This is a genomic window from Microcoleus sp. AT8-A3 (genome assembly GCF_036705675.1).
In the GTDB taxonomy this organism is placed as follows: Bacteria; Cyanobacteriota; Cyanobacteriia; order Cyanobacteriales; family Microcoleaceae; genus Microcoleus.
In genome coordinates, this window is sequence record NZ_JAUBVD010000012.1 from 30,602 (window position 1) to 47,956 (window position 17,355).

Genomic DNA, 17,355 nt, shown 5'->3' on the forward strand with positions numbered 1-17,355 from the left:
TTGGGGTGAGGTCGATGACGGATGCTGAACTCAAGCATTAGATTTTAGTGCCACACAGACCGAATGCTGGGTAATGTAAAGCGATCGCGCCGTCCCACTCTCCAAATCAAAATAGGTCGCAAACCGCTTGAGATTGCCCGCAGCCATCCGGTACAAATAATCCGCCGCCTCAGCCGCCACTCGAACATTCACGCTCTCGCTCTGCACATTCAGCACTGCCATCTCAGCACAAGATAGGTTATTTGTCAACTCTTCAGGTTTCGGTTTCAAAAGGTCAGGAGCCAGGAGCACCGGAGATGGCAGCCTAGCACATCCCAGTACCCCAAAATTATAGAAGTCCGGGTCAGTTTCCAAAGAACTGCCCAGCAAAATTTGTCCCGCTGCTGCATGATTTCCGCAATCGAGATACCACACGCGGGGAATTTCAGAACGGCTGTAAAATTGGTTTAACTCCAGAGCCTGATTAATTGCCGCTCTCCCGGCTGCTGTATCCACGCACCCCACCAGGATGGTCAGTTTGTCGTAGGCGTAGCGGATTAGCTTGGGGTCAAATTCCTGCACGAAAGCCGTCGTGTCAACTCCCCAAGCGATAGAGTATCTCAACGCTAGAGCCTGCGCCTTGGGCAGTCCGATTTCCTTATCGCAGAAAGCTTGCCTGCTGATGTTGGCGAATTCAACTCGATCGGGATCTGCGATCGCAAATTGCACCTTTTTCCCCGACTTACCCAAACTCCGTGCCAGTCGCGCAATGTGATACGACAGCCAGGAACCAGTTCCTCCCGCCCCAATAAGCCAAAAATCTATCGAATCAGCTTGTCTGACAATCAGAGGCGAAGCTTCCAAATAATCATAATTAAACATGGGGTAAATCTCCAAATCTTGTTTACAATTCGATTGGGTCATCTAACAAAGATGGCGCAACAGAACAGGAGTAGAATTTCTCAATCAAATCGTCTTTTTTTCCACCAACTGTGACATCTACAATGAAACTCGGTAATTCAAATATCCAGTCAGCCGGAACGTGCCAGAACTGTCGATAAACTCCCACGCGGCAAATAATTTCAGCGCTCGATTCAGTCACTTTCCCTAAAACTACGAAAATGCGGAAACCCCCTTCATCTGCATCATCTGCACCTGAGAAGAAAGCTGCCATCCGATTGTGCGAATGTACCTCTACAGTGGCGTTAATGTACGAAGAATCTAAACCGTATTCAATTGCTCTACATTTAGCAGAACTTTGCGTTTGCTCTGGAATTACGAGTCGCCATTGTCCTTGTTCCTGATGAATGTGGAAAGTGATTTCTAACGGTGGTTCTGCAAGCGCGGCGATACAACTTTCTTTCCACATTTGGATGAGTATCTGCTGAGGGATTCGTCCGGGAGTTAATCGGACTAAAGGCTCAATCGGTTCTAATCCTCTGATTGACGCGGTAAAAATTTCCACCGGAATTATCACTTCTAACCCCTGTCTAACCGCTCTAACAAAGATGCCATTGCTGCCAATTAAATACTCGAACATACTGCTAGAGTGAAACGGCAGATTGTCTCCGAGTTTGACAATCTTATAATCGACAAATTCTAAGTTGTAGTGATTCTGTTTACGTGGTTCAATCATCAGTTATTGCTGAAACTAATTTGGCAATCGTTTGGTTCGTGCTGACTAAATCTTTAACTGGGTAAGATGAACGTTTACCTGCTTTTTCGAGCTGCAAGCGCACGTCACTGGGTTGCGCCCTAGATTTGCCATCACTCAAATGTCCGTTGAAGGGACTAGAGATGAACAATTCCCAAGCTTTTTTAATAGTATTGGGCGAAGCTACAGGCGGTTTATTATCTCCCCAGCAGATGCGTCCACAGGGTTGATAGGAATGCAAATAGACGTTGGGCAGCGGAACGTGAAAAGCATCTGCTTCCGGGTCAAATTTAGAGCCTTTAATTGCCCAAACCCAGTAATCAGATTTCAACCCCAAGAACACCAATGCTGGTAAACAAACCAAGTGCTTAGATTCCAACAAATTTATTTCGTGTTTCTGAGGTAGCACGAATTTGATTGTCCATTCCCCGGCGCTGCCAGTTCCCCAACGTACTATCCCCGAATCAGGGTTTATCCAACCCGAATCAATGGGTGTATTGGCAAAAGCTGCTCGCAGAGTTGCTGGAGACAGGCATTTGTACTTGGAACTGTCCCCCGATTGATAGTGAAAAATGTAAGTACCGCCCTCAATAAAGAGAAGTTCGGCTTGAATAGTGGACAATTTTCGGGGGGCTACCTCCAGTACCTCTCGAATTATTTCAGATGCAATGTCAGATTCCATAATGCTAAGAGGTGTGAGAAATTGGTGTTAGGCTCAGATTCAATCCAGTCAATCAATTCGCCGGCTTTATCTAGTAGCTGACTAGCTTTTTTCCATTCACTTGCTAGGAATTTAATGTCTTCAATTGTCCAGGGTCTTGATTCAAAATTATGATTCCAGTAACTTTCACAGCAAACACTTTGGTCTAGCCAAATATTTCCTGTTTCTAAGTCAAGGAGTGCTAAGGCTGTAGGCAAATCGCTGATAGGAGGTGCAACGCGACGGGCTAATCTCTTGAGAAGTTTGAAGTTAGTTTTTTCGGGATGTGCAATGTCTTTCAAGCTGTATCCAAACGTACATTCGTACCACGATCTTCCTTCATCGCCTGCTACGGATTCCAACCACCACCGACCTGACTGCGAAAGCGGCAGTAATATCTGCCATCCGCTTCGCAATGCGTCAATTCCTTCTTCATGGTCTTGCCAGTCTACTCCTTTGGGTGAGACAGGAATTTGATAGAGGCGCTCTTCATAAGCGCCCTCTAAAATTATGTCGTCAATCGGAAATAAATGTTCGTTAACTAGCGAAATAAACTCCAATTCCTTCGGACTGTGATTTTCATCTTCCGAATAGAGTTCCGCTTGGCTTTTTTCCCATTCCAAAGGAAACAATTGTTGATAAAGACTGAGTAGCTGATAGGTGTTCAGTTTATCTAACAAATAATCGGTTGCTGATTTAAAATTGATGATTGGTTGGCACTGCTGTAATATTTGCAGAGCGGATTTAGCATTCCAAATTGCAGCCATATTAAAACCCCATTGGAACTGCACCAGCTACAGAGCGACTATTTAACAGTCGTTCCTTGGTTTGCTCAACTGCTCTCACGTCGTCTGTCCCTTTTGAAATAGCTAACTCAATAGCTTTTACCATTTCTTTCATAGTCGTGCTATCGAGTTCGCCAGAAAGCTCTAACCGTTGTAGTTTCCGGCACATAGATAGTGCGGGATTGACTTCTTCTGGTGCATTGATGAGGAATTCTAAAGGAGTCATTTTCATGGTTATTTTACTCCTTTAGAGCCGTTGCGTTTGGCTACTGTAATCAATTCTCCAGGTTTTCTAATGATGTCGGCGTTAGCGCAATCTGGGTAATAAGTTGTGAGCAATTTGCGGAGTTCGTTATCATCATTTGCTATTTCCTCATCAACAGGATGCTGTTGTCCCTCGAAGGAAATTAGAACTTTCTTTTTTGAAGTCATTTTTTTATCCCAAAAGTAGGTATGTTGTTCAAATCCCAAATAAGGTCAGTTGTGTTCCCGTAGTTTTAGACTCTGTAGAAGTTGTAGACGTAGTGGTGCTACTTGCTTCGCTTCCAGATTTCTTTTGGTTAGCGCTTCTTTTCTTTTGGTTGCGAGCATTAGCAATCTGTCGCCGCACTTGGCAATTAGGAAAATCTGCTACAAGTTCCTTCAGCAGTTCTTTGAGAGGTGGCGGTAATTCTCCCAATGATGACTCTCTTATCTTTTCGCTAACTGGAAAGTCTCTGTGACTACTTGCGGAAATAATTACAATTCGTCCGTCTGGATGGCCGTCATCTGGTTTAAATGTCAGGTGCACTTCGACAGTACATTTCTCTAAGATATAAGGTTCTTCTTGATGTTCTGATTGTAAATTGTGGGATTCTTCAGTTTCAGAGACAGCATTTTCTTCATCTTCCTCTGCCCAGTTATCATCATCTATTGATTCTGAATCGCTTGCAGAGGTTGATGATTCAGTAGCGACTGGTTTTTTAACTTTAGCTGGCGAGAGTAGACCTAGATAATGTTTTTTGGCTTGCCAGCGGTCGCGGTCAAATAGCAGTCCAATCTTTTGGAATCTTTCCTCTATTGTTTCTTCATCTTCGGGTTGAATTGTATACTCAATTAACTCTTCGCTCGTTACCGATAAATTAGCAGCCGCGACGGCCTCTTCTGGTGTCAACCATTTCATTTTGGCTATGCTATTTAATAGCTTGTCATACTACTTATGGGCGTTAGCCCCCTTATTGGTATTAATTAAACTTATTCAAAGATCCACTTAATAATAGTAGCGGCTCATCTCCGTAGGCTTCTACTTCCAAGTAATCGGTCATTGCTTCAGCTACAGCGGCTCTTATAGAACCAAGGAGGACGAATAATCGCCCATCTTTTATGGGAAACGATATATCGAGGCGGTTGTCTCCATCCTCAATTAAGATGGCAAGTTTCCCTCGATGAATCCGGTAGGTAATTGTGTCAAATGTTGAAATGTCAAAGGAATGGTTGTTTTTTTTATTCATGGATTAAGCTGTCCTAAATTACTTCAAAAAAAGGGTTTAGCAGATAGCGATATAACAACTATCTGCTGTTAGTTAAACCTCCCACGCTTGTCTGAAGATTTACCCTAGCCGACTCGTGCTTTCATCTTCTTGTTAGAACCATCAACGCTTTTAGCGATCGCCTTTTCTTTTCGCCTACTATTTTGTGTTATAGTTGAATGATTCTCCTGAGTATTTGGTGCAGCAGCACGATTAGAAATTACCTCAGTTGCAGAGGTCAGATTTGATGGTACTATTCCGTATTCAACTCTGAGTTTACGCTCAATTCGAGTGCCATCAACGGGAATGCCTTGTTTCCAATCAGCTACGATTTTGCGTTTGTTGGGTGTAACAACTAGCTTTTCCGTGCGGTACTCTGTTGGCAATTCACAAGGATTGATTAATACTTCGCAACTTGGCGGATTTTCCTTGAGTCGGATGTGACGCGAGATCCCCACAATCTCTGTGGGAATTACTCCCATTGAATGAAATTGTAGCAGGGTTTTATCCAGACTGCTGCGCCAACGTTCCAGTCGTTCAATTGCCTCAGTATGCAGTTCTACTAAATGTTTTAAGCGTGCTTTGACGGCACAAATTTCAGCATCTAGTTGATCTGCTAGTTCGGCTTGCGTGTCAGCAGCAATTTCCTGGTTTGTCTGGTTTTCCCAGATTTCTTTGAGAATAGCCTCCTCTTCTTCGGGAGTTTCAGCAGTTTCCAATTGATTCCAGAGTTCGACTGCTTGTATCGAATATCTGGCTAACAAATCTTTGGCTAAATACATTAGTTACCACCTTCCGCAACAATGAAAATACTCATCAAAAGTTTCAATGTGAGCGAGTATGTCTAGCGTTCCTGGCGTAAGTTCGTCTTCCAAACTATGAGAGTCAATGCTTTCATCGCCTACTTCCAAAATTTCCGTCTCTGGGATAAGTTCTAGGGAGTCGGATTTGAAATCCACTCTTCCCAGCAAAGAAGTATTAGTGTAGGAAATGAGTGTATTTCTTGTGTCGTCATCTTCACATTGTTGTAGGGACACGGTTGTCTAAAACCTCGTCTATGATTTCAAATTCAACAATGCTTAATAGTGCTTTCCATTTCGCGTAGAAGCCCTTAAGCTTTCTACTTTTTTCAAAGCAGGAACCCGCTGCTTGCGAGAAGGAAGTTTTTCTTCAGATACATCTGATAATTCTTCTGAAAAGTTATCTTCGTCGCCTTCAAGATCGTCGTTAGTGAAATCAGCATCGTTATCTTCATCCGCGTCGTCCACTTCGCTTTCGTTTGTCTGGAGTTCTGGCTCTTGCCATGCAGCAGCAGGTGAGGCAGTTGAGGTAGCGATGATGTCATAGCCGAGTTCTAAGATTAGCGATCGCACGACGCTTTCCATCTGCTGTTCCGATAACCCAGGAGTCGTTCTTTTGAGTTCCTGCCGTTTCATTAGCATCCACACTTCCAGAGTTTCTTCTGGTGTTGCAGTCTTCAATGCCAATTTGATTTTTCTAGTCAGTTTTTCCCGCGTGGATTTGAGACGGTCTGTGGCAATTTTTTGTGTATTATTGGGCTGAGTTGTAGGCATAAGTAGTGGCGTAGCAAATTATTATTTTCACCCAAAAAGGTGGGCGTTAGCCCATTTATAAGTCGATGACATCGGAAATTAGGTAGAGGTGTGTATAATTCCTTGGACTGATGGGATACGACGCGCATATTTAGTAAGTTAAAGGCTGAAAATATACATAATTTTAGCTTGTACATCGCCTACAAAAAGCATAATTATGAGCCAAATAAGAGGCTTTTATCCAGTTATTCTTATCCCTGATTCAATTCGTCAGTTCTGCGCGGATAACCCGATACCTATTTTGGAAGAAAGTGCTTCTTCTACAAAAAAAATGCCTTTTCCGCCGCGACCGCCAGTTTCCAATAATTCTCGTTATTCTCTGGTAATTCAACTTTGGATAGCTAGTGTTGCGGTAGTAATGTTGGTTAACTGGCTGTTTGGCATGAGTGTTATGGCTTTCTGGTCATCGCTGACGTGTTCGTCAGTGAGTGTAGTGGCGACTTTTTCCTATCTGCGGTTTGTTGATTTTCAAGTGCGCGATCGCTACAAGCAACGACTGGCTGACTACCAACAACAATTATCCAAATACGAAAGTTATCAATTGTGTCGCTTGCAGCCAAATCGCAAGGAAACTGAGCAATATAATTCTCTGTTGCAGGAGCGATCTAAGCTGCTTAATATTTCTTTAAGAGAAATTATTCAGCAGCCAGCAAGTCAGAGTAAGGGAGGAGTACAGCAAGGGGTAAGTGAAAAGCAATTTTTTATTTACTTATGTCGTTATTTCTCTGGTTTTTATGACTTCTGTATGGGTGGTGAGTTTCCTATACCCGGTACATCTTTTCGTTACACCGCTGACTTTATTTTGGTTCATAAACCGACTGGTTTAGCTATAGATATCGAGATTGATGAACCTTATGATGGGAGAACGGGAAAGCCTCATCATTGTGTGGATAGGAATAAAGATAATCAGCGCAATCAGTTTTTCTTAGAAAGAAATTGGGTGGTGATTCGGTTTTCTGAGTTGCAAGTTGTTAAATATCCTGATGGTTGTTGTAAGGCGATCGCTAGAGTTGTTTCTCAAATTACAGGTGATTATAGAGGATTAGTTCAGTTACAAAATGTTAAAGAGTTACTGCCCCAAAAACAATGGAAAGTTAAGGAAGCTGTTTATATGGCTAAGGCTAAATTTCGTAACTCTTACATAAGAAATAATTTTTGTTAATTAAGGAATTATACTAAAATTTTCAATAAATTTATAGGCTTGCTAAATGCGGGTTGTTTTCACGAATTTTTTGTAACTTAGCTCCCTCAAGTTTAATAGCTGCGGTTCGATCCAACCAAGAGTAAAGATTAGCTGCCAAAGAAGCATTAAGGCTAAACGGTTTAGAATTAAAGCCCGCTCTCATACCTCGACGAATTTCAGGTAGGGTCAGTCCTTGTTCGAGCAGAAAAGGAAGAATATCAATTAATTCTTGAAAAGCGTTCTGTGGCTGAAAGCTGTTATCTGGATCAGCTTTAAGGGTGAATCTGCGACGACGCTTAAAAGGATGTTGCCAAGCCCAACGATAGTGATCCAGATATGCTTCATCAGTATCAATAGTAGCATCGGTACGATCTATAGTATTAGCATTTTTCCAGTAAGTTTTTTCCTTTATAATAAATACCAAATCACAATAAAGGTTATTAAAATTTGGAAAAGTATCGCCACTGACCCAAAAATTGATATTATTTACTATGGAAGACATTTGTGTAATGTGACAATAGGAATGCAGGAATTTACAATTCCAAATGTATGGATCTTGATTGCCAACAATAGAATCGTGATAAACTACGATGCTATCGAATACTGATTTAGTACGAGATGGATGGTAGATAAGATAACCGTTCAAAATACGACCTCAATAGTAATTATAAAATACAATTATATAATTAAAAGTATATCCTATGAAATAAAAAATCTGTTAATAGATTGTTTGAGGTTAAGTAAAAAAATATTCTCATAAAAAGCTAAGAGGATATTTCAAAAGCTAAAGAAAGCTATATTTAACTGCTGATGAAAGGAGGGAAGCAAAACCCTGCGATGTGAGCCAATATATTGACATACTCGATCGGGCTGGCACTCTGTTCACCATAATTTTTTAATATCCTCTAAGCAAACCTATTAATTAAGAGTGCAATCCCAACTTGTCAGCCCTCGTCTTTTGAGTTCTGCAACCATCAAAGGATGTCCCTCTAAATTCGGGTTACTTTTGACGATCGCTACTGCCATCTCACGAGCTAAATTCAGCAAACCCTCATCATCCAGTATATTTGCCAGAGCAAATTCGGAAATTCCCGACTGGCGATAGCCCAGCACAACACCTGGCCCACGCAGTCGCAAATCCATTTCGGAAATAAAGAACCCGTTGCTAGATTTTTCCAATACCTCAAGACGTGCCTTAGCTTCTGTTGCTTTACTGGTATTTAACAGAAGACAATAGGAACGGTGGGAACCCCGACCGACGCGACCTCTTAACTGGTGCAGTTGAGCCAAGCCAAAGCGATCGGCATGGTCGATTAAAATAACTGTAGCATTTGGAACATCCACGCCCACTTCAACCACAGTGGTGGAAACGAGTATCTGGGTTTTGTTGTCGCGGAATGATTTGAGCGCTTCATCTTTCTCGGCTGATGTCATCCGACCGTGCAGCAATCCTACGCTAAATTCGGGGAAGATTTCTGTTGAGAGTCGATCGTATTCTGCTACCGCTGCTCTTAAATCTAGCTTTTCCGATTCTTCGATCAGGGGAAGGATGATGTACGCTTGACGACCTCGAAGTACCTCAAGGCGGATTAAATCGTATGCTGAAGCGCTTTTATTAAGCACTTTCGTGTGAATTTTCTGACGACCGGGCGGTAACTCGTCAATCTGACTGACATCCAAATCCCCGTGCAAGGTCAGTGCTAAAGTACGCGGAATAGGAGTCGCGGTCATCGTCAGTACATGAGGTCTATTTCCCTTGTTCAGTAAATCCTGCCGCTGTTGCACCCCGAACCTGTGCTGTTCGTCGATGACTACCAGACCGAGTTTGTTGAAGTTGACCTTCTCTTGCAGAAGCGCGTGAGTTCCTACCAATAGTGAAAGTTCACCCGTCTCTAATTGGGCGTGGATTTCTCTGCGCTTGGCGGTTTTGGTAGAACCCGTCAGCAATTGAACAGAAACGCCAAGGCGTTCAAACCACGTCACAATCTTCCTGTGATGCTGTTGGGCTAGCACTTCTGTAGGTGCCATAAGTGCCGCTTGGTAGCCAGACTGGATGGCAGCGAGGATAGCAACGACAGCAACAACTGTTTTACCAGAACCGACATCCCCCTGTACCAGTCGGTTCATGGGCGTTTTGGAAGTCATGTCATTGAGAATGTCGTTAATGACCCTACGTTGAGCGAAGGTAAGCGAGAAGGGAAGTTGAGAGTAAAATTGTTGGATTAGAGGACCAGCAGGAGTTATTTTTGTAAGAGCCGATCGCGCCAAAAGTCGGTGGCGACGCACGAGAAACGATAGCTGAAGATAGAAAAACTCATCAAATACCAGGCGACGGCGGGCAGCTTCCAGTTTTGTTTCGTCTGGGGGCTGGTGGATGTTTGCGATCGCCTTCTGTAATTCCATCAAACTATATTGTCGTCTGAACTCCTGCGGCAGGGGGTCATTTAGCAGCTTGGCAGATTCCAAAGCTGAGGTTACTGCATCTTGGACAATTTCGTTGCTAACTCCCTTTGTCAAAGGATAAATTGGGATAATTGAATTTTTCGTATCCTTGGCTTCGTCTAGACCGATTAATCGGATTTCAGGGGAAGTTAATGTCATTCCGCAATAGCGATCGGCTTTGACTATCCCACATATAGCAACAATGCCTCCAGCAACATAGGTGGCAGCTTGCTCGTTCCTCCACTTTTTTGATTGGTAGTACGGGTGGTTGAAGAAACGCTTGCAGGCTATTTTACCGGTTTTGTCCTTGACAATAATAGTCTGAATTGTTAGCCTAGAATTTTTAGGCGGACTGACTACTTCCTGATGTTCAATCTTACCTACAACCGTGACTGAATCGCCTACTTTCAACTGATAAATTTTTACTCGCCGATACTTGATGTAATCACGGGGAAAGTAGAGCAGTAAGTCTCGTACAGTTGCAAGGCCCAGCCTTTCTAGCATTTTGTAATTGCTTCGGCTTAACCCTGGCAGATCGCAAATGGGTGAATGCAGTTTCATGATGATAGTTGGGAATTTCTCAAATTCAAATTTTTGTTAGCAAGCCATTCATAATGCTGCGCTAGCAGCCACTTCACCAATGGCAAATCGCTGAATTTAGTTGGGAGATACACTGCTTTTAGTCCTTCCATTACTTCTAACAAAGCAGAGTTCCATTCTCGCTGGTTGCACGAAGATTTAGGGCGCAGTCGACAGAAGTAAGTGACGTAGATTCATAATTTTAAGGTGGCGCTTCCACTCTTTCACACTACTGATAATAGAGTCTGAGTCACGGCTTGGACAAGCCGGTTTGGAAAAAGCTCTTTTCCAAATAGCATATTGTTTGGTTTTTAGGTGGGTTGCAGCGACGGTTTTACTGCTCAAACAAGTCGAAAAGGGCGTCGTAAAAATAAGCAATTTGTTTATCGCCCAACTTTAGTCATCGTTTCCTGGCCCCATGAAAGCTGCGTAAAATACTAATAGTGAGCTTTGATTAATCCAAAATTATGCCAAAATTGCGATCGATTGCTTCATCACGATCGTTAAAAGCATTTTCGTTTTCTTGCTCTTGAGATGCTAAGATTGCGTTCCAGCCGGCAAAGCCTGGATTGATTCGCTTTGATTGAGGGAATGTTTCAATAATTTCTTTTGACAGTCGATCGCCGTCTCGATCTCCTTTGAAGCCGACTACTATAGTTTCTACTTCCTTAAGAAAGCCGGTTGGCAGCGAAGAAACCGCATCAATGCTTAAGTATAAAGTCGGCCTCTTATTGAAATCTGGATCTAAGGCAATTACCGACAGGAGTTCTACCGGGTTGCTGGCAATAATGGCTCTTTCAATATTGTTTTGAACCGCTATCCAGAAAACTCCCTTCTCACTGTTGTCGCCTCCTTGATGTGAGCCTTCCTCATGACTGTCAATGGAAAATTTTCCATTGGCGTCTAAGGTGCAGGTTCCTCTGTACTCTCCTGCAAGAGTGCGGAGTTGGAATACAGGGCGGTTCAGGCTGTCTGCGTCTATCCATCCCCTGTCGTGTAGGAGGTCGATTAATTCGACTGGCAGACAAGCATTTTCTATTAAATTGCTTCGTACAGACTCCCAGTTAAGTGAGTCGAACCCCGATGTTTCGCGCTCGTTGGGCGAGTCGGGTTTGCCTACATCTTCTGACTCAGAGATTAGAGAATCTTTGTCGGTTTCTGAGGAAGTCCCTGTGCTGCTTCCTTCTCGCTCTGGTCTGTCAATATTAGAGTAGGTCTGCCAGTATATTGGTGAAGAATTGCTCTCGATGCTGCTGTTCCTCATTTCGCCGCAGTCATCAGCATCACTATCATTGTTCGCGTCGCTATTTGGTTTAGAGTTTTCTGTTTCCAAAATTTCGTTCAATTCTCGCTCTTGCAATGGGGGAATGGCTTCCACATTTATGTCAGTATTAGCAGAGTAAGTGACTCCTCTGTATTTTTGCAGCCCCTTGAAGGTGTAAGCTTTGCCTAAATGAGTGCCGCTAAAAGCAATATTGCCTAATTTGTAGCTAATCCCTAATTCGCCTGCGGGGGTAGGTTCTATTTTTACACTAATGCCTTGTTCAACGAGTCGGTCAATCAAAAGAGCGAGCGCGGGACTGTCAGTGGTTGCTCTATCTAGTGCTGTTTGCAGTTGTTCCCGCGTGCTGATTTCCCCCGTTCTTGCTAACCGTCGGTGTTCGCCAGTCGTGGGAGAACGGCGTTCTTTATCAAAACTGCGGGAAGCTGGTGTCAAGTCATACTTTTCTTCCAATTCTTGAATCAATTTTTCGCTGCGTAGATAGTTCCAGCTATCTGATACGCAAGTTCCTTGCTCATCCAATTTGATACGGCTGGCTGCAATGTGAATGTGGTCGTGGTCGCGGTCGGTATGGCGGATGATAGCAAATAGGTTTTTATCCAGTCCCATTCCTTCTAGATAATCAAGAGCGATCGCCCGCCATTTGGCATCAGGGATATACTCGCCATCCGGCACGCTTAAGGTCGCATGGTAAACTGGTTTTTCAACTCTAGGGTTGAGTTGTTTGGAGAACAGAAACTCAGCAGCTAATTCCTGGACATTTTCTCCTACCATATTTCCTCCAATCAGTGAAGCTCCTTCTTTGGAGAAGAGGTAATTGAGCAATGGGGTAAAAGTTTTACCGATTTTCTGCTTGCCAATCATTATTTACTAAACTTAAAACTTGTGTAGTAAAAAAGTGATGATTTGTGGATGTTTTTATTAAAAGTTTTCGCTAGGAGCTTCTAAATTTTCCTCAATATCGCTTAAATTCATTAGAAGTGGTACGTTCATTTGCTGTTGCTGTACTTGCTTGAGCAGTGCCAAAGTTTGCTCAATCAGATCCTCAAAGTTGGCTGGCTGTGTAATTTTTTCCCCCATCCATAATGCTTGTTCTGTAGCAAGGGCAATCGGTTTGAGGCGGAGGTTAAGTTCGGCTAATTTTTGGCACAAAGCTGGTTGATGTTGTTGTTTAAAAGTGTGGTATCGGAACAGACTGCTGATGCTCACCTGGAGATTTTTAGCCATTGTCTCAGCAAGTTGAAGTTCTTCTGGCGTTAGGTATACGGTTATTCTTTTGATTCGTTTGGATCTCGACATGGCTAGTTTGCTCGCTATTTGGTGTTGGGTAACGAACTTTATCCTTCGGCTGCGATCGGGTAGCGTGCGCGGAGGGCAATCGCGCCTCAGCCACTTGCCACTCGCTTGTTGCCTGGAGGGGCTTTAAGGCATGGCAACTCGATGTCAGTCTTTCCAATGGAAAATTTTCCCTTGCCACTAGGGCTTAGACTCAGGTTTGGCTGAATTCAACAGGCGTGGGAATTTCCAATGGAAAATTTTCCATTGTCACTGTGGCCCAGAGCCAGATTTGGCTGAACTTAACAGGCGTGGGAATTTCCAATAGACATCTGGGAAAATCAATGATGCGTGCTCTTCCACTTTTGCTTGCATACGCGATCGCCCTTGTCTCTACATCTTTTTTCGAGATGTCTGTGTGAAGTACCCGATGCTGATTGCAAGCAATACAGCGCGGGGCTTCCCGTCTAATAGCTAATGGAAAATTTTCCATTGAACAGCGACAGGCTGGCAGCAGCGCTCTCCTCATAGGGGTGCTATCCCGTTAGAGAAAGCAGTTTGCACGCACCTCTGACACAGCTTGCTACCAAAAGCTCTGTCCCAGCCTAAGCCGTGAGTCCGATTTTTGTAGATGCTGGGATTCAGACAACTGGCTGAGGGAGGGGAGGTTTTAGGAGGGGTTAATAAGTAGTAAGTGCGTTTTAATCCTTGAATAGCTGTTGTTTTACAGCCTTCTTTTGAGGTGGCACGCTTGGCTTAGCGTAAGGGTTATTTCTGCACGTCCTTTCCGTACAGGGCTGTTTGTTTACCACTCTTGAAACTTCAATTAGGAAGACCTGCGATATGAGCGAAACTACTATCGACACCATCTGGCCTCAAGCGATCGCGGCCTGCGATTACGGGGGGTCAGCTACCAAAATTCTTTACGCAGGACCAAAGAATCAAATTCGACTGCTGTGCATGGAACCAGAGGTTGTATCTGTACCGCACGAATCAATTTTGGCTTATGGCACAGACCAATTGGGGTCAGCCGAGCCTGAGAATACGGCTTGGGTTGCCTTTAGGAACGATTACAGGGCAGTAGGGTATTTGGCGAAAGAGAGGTTTCACGCCAATGCTGGCCTTTCGGAGCTTAAGTACGAGAGGGCGCTGCACAAAACTCTGGCTGGGATGTGGGCGATTAAGGAAAAGCTGAATTTGCCTGCGAAATTTACGGCGGCGATCGCCGTGTTGTTGCCACCGGGGGAATATGAAGACCGGGGGAGGTTCGAGCGGGTGCTGCGGGAAGCTTTAGCAGATTACCAAACTCCTACAGGTCAGATGAGCGTGGAATTGTTGGCGTTTAACTGCAAGCCAGAGGGGGGTGGCATTTACCTGATGCACAACAAGAAAGTCGGCTCTGTTTTGAAAGAGCGGGTGTGCGCGATCGCCATGATTGGCTACCGTAATGCTAGCCTCCTGGTGGTGCAACGGGGGGATGTTAGACCGGGAAAAACGAGCGATTTGGGCTTCATCCGCATGGTGGAGAGGGTGGTAGCTAGGACTTCAGGGCAGACTGCGGAGCGATTGACTCCGGCGATCGCAGCAGCGGGATCTGAGTTCAAGGCAGCTCCTTTAATGCGGTTGGCTCGCAGCACGACTAAGCAAGGGCGGGCTGAAGAAGTGCAGCAGATGATAGCAGCAATCAAAGAGGCACGGCCTGAATATGCGCGGAGTCTCACCAGTTGGTTGGATGAGAATTTGCCGCCGGATTGTGATGAGTTGGTGTTCTGCGGTGGGACGGCTGATTATCTCGGTAAGGAGTTAAACGAACATTACGATCGCTTTCCGATTATTTGGAATGCCGAAATTGCTATGCCACCTATTTTGGAAAAGAAAGGGTTTGAAAATCGGCTCAATGATGTCTATGGGATGTTTTCGTATTTCAAGGCAAATTTGAAAAAGCAGTTCAATTCTCAGGTCACAGAATCCGCTGTTTGTGGGTCAAAAGGTTCCGTTTTACAGGAGATAGTTGGTCGTGGCTAAGGAAAAAGAAAGGGTTGATTTTTTGTGGCGCTATCAGCCTTTAAAATCTACTCATGATGGAGTTTTGATGTCCTATATTAAAGGCAATTTATTGCTGCCTTCGAGAGAAATGATTCTCCAATCTCTGCGACCTTACTGGCTGCCGCTAGCATATCTGGAAAAAGAGAATATCGATCCAGTTATTTTAGGGCGGTTATTTAGAAATGCCGTCTATGCTCTGGAAAAGCACGCTCTCTATTTGCGCGAGCGAGGCGGGATTGAATATCCTCCTACTAATATAGGGGGAATGCCTATTTCCAAAATACCATTTTCGCGAGAAGTACCTGCTGGCATTGAGGAGGCAGACCGTTCTCTGCTTTACGGTGTGGAAAGCTTGACGCCTCCTAACCATTCCACCCGTAGCGGATTGACGGCGGATGACTTCTTTGAATTAGAGGGTGGCGAGGATTTCGATGATTCAGGATTCGCATGAATGAGCTTCAATTATTGAGCGGAATTTGACTCTAATTACCTTTGCAAATACAGGGATGATAGTCATTGTGTTGTATTTGCGAATTTAGTTAAAGATTAGGCACATTTTCTTGCTGGTTGGGCAGTTATTAGCTATCCATACAAAGCAGAAATAAGTGTATTTTTGTTAGGAAATCAACCTGAAATAGGACAGTTCGACATGGCAAGTAGAAGTAGAAACTCGAAATATCAAGTGCAACTAACCGATTCTGTGGTTAAACAGGTAGATGAAGGAGGAGATTCCGGTATGGATACAGCGATAGAAAACTCGAATGGTTTCAAAGAGTGCGGGTTAGAGAAGGTTGAAAAACCGGCTACTAAAATTCATCTGATTGATGGAGAGAAAGGCGGGGTTGGCAAGAGCTTATTTGCTAGGGTTTTGATTCAGTATTTCTTGGACAATAATTTCCCATTTTTTGCCGTAGATACCGATCGCTCTAATCCTGATGTATCTCGAATCTATGAGAGCGTATGCCGTGAAGCTCTGTTTAGCGAGGACGAGAAGAAGTTTTACGAAGCGGATCGGATTTTTGAATTGGCGTTTGAAAAGAGCGTAATTGTCAATTTACCGGCTCAGGTTTATCCTTTGGTAACTAAGTGGATGGGAAGAAACAATTTAATTGAGTTGGGGAAGCAGTCTCGCATTAGTTTTTGCAAGTGGTTTATTTGCACGGGGGGCTACGATAGCGTGCAGCTTTTTTTGAAGTCAGTTAAGCATTTTGACAATAAGATTGCTCACGTTCTCGTCCGCAATTTAGGATTGGAGGATGATTGGAGTTCTGTGGAAGAGATGGAGGAGGTGCAGAATGCGATAAAAAAGTATGAGGTCAAGGTGATTGATTTTCCTAAGTTTTATTCGCGGGAAAGGAATGCGATCGATGCTCGGGGGATAACTTTTGATTTGGCAAGGAATAGTCAGGAACTCGGTGTGTTGGGCCGGCAGCGCATTAAGTCGTTTATGTTGTCAGCTTATGAGGCGTTTGAAACTACGGGGATGTTGCCGTGAGTTATGGTGCTGTTGATACTAAATCTTTGCTTGATATTGCTTTAGAGGGGCAATCTGAGGAGTACAGGCGCAAAGTTTTGGAATTGGCTTTTAAGGGGAAAATTGAGCCAACTGACCCGATTTTTCTGATTTTGTTGGCTGCTGGCCGATTGGAAGTGCTGATTCAAGAGAGTCCAAAACCAGAGGATTTTGAGTTAGCGTTCGATCGGTGGGTGGGGCGGATTAACAAGACTTTGGCGAGTTACGAACGGGTGGCGGTTGAGAAGCAAGAGGGGAAAATTGCTGAAGCAGTCAATTCTCTGGTGCGTCAGACGGAATTGACTCGGTGGAGGACATCCGCTCTTGCTTTGATACCGGCTGCGGGTATCCTGTTGGTAGCGTTGGGTGTCGGTGCTTTGATAGGGTGGATGGGTTTACTTTGGTCGCAGAGGGGATTTGCACCGGGGGAAGCAGTTTCTTTAACTCAGGAGCAGGCGGAGGCTTTGCGGTGGGCGACTAGCGGTGAGGGGAAGTTTGCTCGGAATTTGATGAAGTGGAATTCGGATAGTCTGACTAATTTAGAATGTAAAAAAGATGTCAAGCGTTTGGGGGTGACTTTGGAAGTGGCGGGAAGGCCAGCTATTTCGGGATTCTGTACAATTTGGGTAGAATCGCCAGAGTATCGTAAATTTAAGGATTGAACACTGGTGTGACTTTACCCAGAAGTTAGCTAACTTTTCCAAGTTCTACTGATGATTATTTCGTTCATCTTGCTGCTGACGTGTATAGTATTTCTTCCTGTAATTACCATTTTACTGCTAGTTTGGTATGCTTC

At 44.0% G+C, this 17,355-nt stretch carries 21 protein-coding genes; 5 read left to right on the forward strand and 16 right to left on the reverse strand.

What is annotated here, in order from left to right; genetic code table 11:
• Nucleotides 1–30: 30 nt before the first annotated feature.
• The 11 genes from QUB51_RS09560 to QUB51_RS09610 all read right to left on the reverse strand — a co-directional run bounded on the left by QUB51_RS09560 (nucleotide 31) and on the right by QUB51_RS09610 (nucleotide 6,200).
• The gene (locus QUB51_RS09560) at nucleotides 31–861 is read right to left on the reverse strand and encodes a ThiF family adenylyltransferase (RefSeq protein ID WP_333224247.1); all 831 of its coding nucleotides are present in this window, start codon (nucleotides 859–861) and stop codon (nucleotides 31–33) included.
• Between the two features lie 22 nt (nucleotides 862–883).
• Complete coding sequence (locus QUB51_RS09565) at nucleotides 884–1,615, reverse strand: hypothetical protein (RefSeq protein ID WP_333224248.1); 732 nt, start codon at nucleotides 1,613–1,615, stop codon at nucleotides 884–886.
• Entirely contained in the window at nucleotides 1,608–2,315 is a 708-nt protein-coding gene (locus QUB51_RS09570) for a hypothetical protein (protein WP_333260881.1), read from the reverse strand. Before QUB51_RS09570 ends, QUB51_RS09565 begins: the two co-directional genes overlap by 8 nt.
• Nucleotides 2,288–3,100: a hypothetical protein gene (locus QUB51_RS09575; RefSeq protein ID WP_333260884.1), complete on the reverse strand. Its 813-nt coding sequence runs from the start codon at nucleotides 3,098–3,100 to the stop codon at nucleotides 2,288–2,290. The genes QUB51_RS09570 and QUB51_RS09575 overlap by 28 nt, the downstream gene beginning before the upstream one ends.
• A 1-nt stretch (nucleotide 3,101) precedes the next feature.
• Nucleotides 3,102–3,350: a hypothetical protein gene (locus QUB51_RS09580; protein WP_333260887.1), complete on the reverse strand. Its 249-nt coding sequence runs from the start codon at nucleotides 3,348–3,350 to the stop codon at nucleotides 3,102–3,104.
• Nucleotides 3,351–3,352: 2 nt separating this feature from the next.
• Nucleotides 3,353–3,550, reverse strand: coding sequence for a hypothetical protein (locus tag QUB51_RS09585; protein ID WP_015211755.1), 198 nt, complete (start codon nucleotides 3,548–3,550; stop codon nucleotides 3,353–3,355).
• Nucleotides 3,551–3,578: 28 nt separating this feature from the next.
• Nucleotides 3,579–4,280, reverse strand: coding sequence for a hypothetical protein (locus QUB51_RS09590; RefSeq protein WP_333260890.1), 702 nt, complete (start codon nucleotides 4,278–4,280; stop codon nucleotides 3,579–3,581).
• Between the two features lie 61 nt (nucleotides 4,281–4,341).
• On the reverse strand, nucleotides 4,342–4,608 hold the full coding sequence (locus QUB51_RS09595) for a hypothetical protein (protein ID WP_333260893.1): 267 nt from the start codon (nucleotides 4,606–4,608) through the stop codon (nucleotides 4,342–4,344).
• A 104-nt stretch (nucleotides 4,609–4,712) separates the two neighbouring features.
• Nucleotides 4,713–5,408 (reverse strand): siphovirus Gp157 family protein, encoded by a 696-nt coding sequence (locus QUB51_RS09600; protein ID WP_333260895.1) that lies wholly within the window; start codon nucleotides 5,406–5,408, stop codon nucleotides 4,713–4,715.
• 3 nt (nucleotides 5,409–5,411) lie between these two features.
• The gene (locus QUB51_RS09605) at nucleotides 5,412–5,663 is read right to left on the reverse strand and encodes a hypothetical protein (RefSeq protein ID WP_333260898.1); all 252 of its coding nucleotides are present in this window, start codon (nucleotides 5,661–5,663) and stop codon (nucleotides 5,412–5,414) included.
• A 42-nt stretch (nucleotides 5,664–5,705) separates the two neighbouring features.
• Complete coding sequence (locus QUB51_RS09610) at nucleotides 5,706–6,200, reverse strand: hypothetical protein (protein ID WP_333260901.1); 495 nt, start codon at nucleotides 6,198–6,200, stop codon at nucleotides 5,706–5,708.
• Nucleotides 6,201–6,396: 196 nt separating this feature from the next.
• Here QUB51_RS09610 and QUB51_RS09615 point away from each other — a divergent pair, with 196 nt between their 5' ends.
• Nucleotides 6,397–7,401, forward strand: coding sequence for a hypothetical protein (locus QUB51_RS09615; protein WP_333260904.1), 1,005 nt, complete (start codon nucleotides 6,397–6,399; stop codon nucleotides 7,399–7,401).
• A gap of 31 nt (nucleotides 7,402–7,432) precedes the next feature.
• On the opposite strand, the gene QUB51_RS09620 is transcribed toward QUB51_RS09615, so the two are convergent.
• The 5 genes from QUB51_RS09620 to QUB51_RS09640 all read right to left on the reverse strand — a co-directional run bounded on the left by QUB51_RS09620 (nucleotide 7,433) and on the right by QUB51_RS09640 (nucleotide 13,493).
• Complete coding sequence (locus tag QUB51_RS09620; protein ID WP_223300929.1) at nucleotides 7,433–7,924, reverse strand: hypothetical protein; 492 nt, start codon at nucleotides 7,922–7,924, stop codon at nucleotides 7,433–7,435.
• A 416-nt stretch (nucleotides 7,925–8,340) separates the two neighbouring features.
• Nucleotides 8,341–10,425, reverse strand: coding sequence for an ATP-dependent DNA helicase RecG (gene recG, locus QUB51_RS09625; RefSeq protein ID WP_333260908.1), 2,085 nt, complete (start codon nucleotides 10,423–10,425; stop codon nucleotides 8,341–8,343).
• A 472-nt stretch (nucleotides 10,426–10,897) separates the two neighbouring features.
• A complete protein-coding gene (locus QUB51_RS09630) occupies nucleotides 10,898–12,589 on the reverse strand; it encodes a relaxase/mobilization nuclease domain-containing protein (protein WP_015211764.1) in 1,692 nt (563 codons plus the stop codon).
• A 57-nt stretch (nucleotides 12,590–12,646) separates the two neighbouring features.
• Nucleotides 12,647–13,024, reverse strand: coding sequence for a hypothetical protein (locus tag QUB51_RS09635; protein ID WP_333176512.1), 378 nt, complete (start codon nucleotides 13,022–13,024; stop codon nucleotides 12,647–12,649).
• Between the two features lie 190 nt (nucleotides 13,025–13,214).
• Nucleotides 13,215–13,493 (reverse strand): hypothetical protein, encoded by a 279-nt coding sequence (locus tag QUB51_RS09640; RefSeq protein ID WP_150111731.1) that lies wholly within the window; start codon nucleotides 13,491–13,493, stop codon nucleotides 13,215–13,217.
• A gap of 350 nt (nucleotides 13,494–13,843) precedes the next feature.
• Between QUB51_RS09640 and QUB51_RS09645 the strand changes: the two genes are divergently transcribed.
• The 4 genes from QUB51_RS09645 to QUB51_RS09660 all read left to right on the forward strand — a co-directional run bounded on the left by QUB51_RS09645 (nucleotide 13,844) and on the right by QUB51_RS09660 (nucleotide 17,221).
• A complete protein-coding gene (locus tag QUB51_RS09645; protein ID WP_333260913.1) occupies nucleotides 13,844–15,025 on the forward strand; it encodes a ParM/StbA family protein in 1,182 nt (393 codons plus the stop codon).
• Nucleotides 15,018–15,497: a hypothetical protein gene (locus QUB51_RS09650; RefSeq protein WP_015211768.1), complete on the forward strand. Its 480-nt coding sequence runs from the start codon at nucleotides 15,018–15,020 to the stop codon at nucleotides 15,495–15,497. Before QUB51_RS09645 ends, QUB51_RS09650 begins: the two co-directional genes overlap by 8 nt.
• 231 nt (nucleotides 15,498–15,728) lie before the next feature.
• Entirely contained in the window at nucleotides 15,729–16,541 is an 813-nt protein-coding gene (locus QUB51_RS09655) for a mobilization protein (protein WP_333260916.1), read from the forward strand.
• A complete protein-coding gene (locus QUB51_RS09660; RefSeq protein ID WP_333260919.1) occupies nucleotides 16,538–17,221 on the forward strand; it encodes a DUF6753 family protein in 684 nt (227 codons plus the stop codon). Before QUB51_RS09655 ends, QUB51_RS09660 begins: the two co-directional genes overlap by 4 nt.
• Nucleotides 17,222–17,355 lie beyond the last annotated feature (134 nt).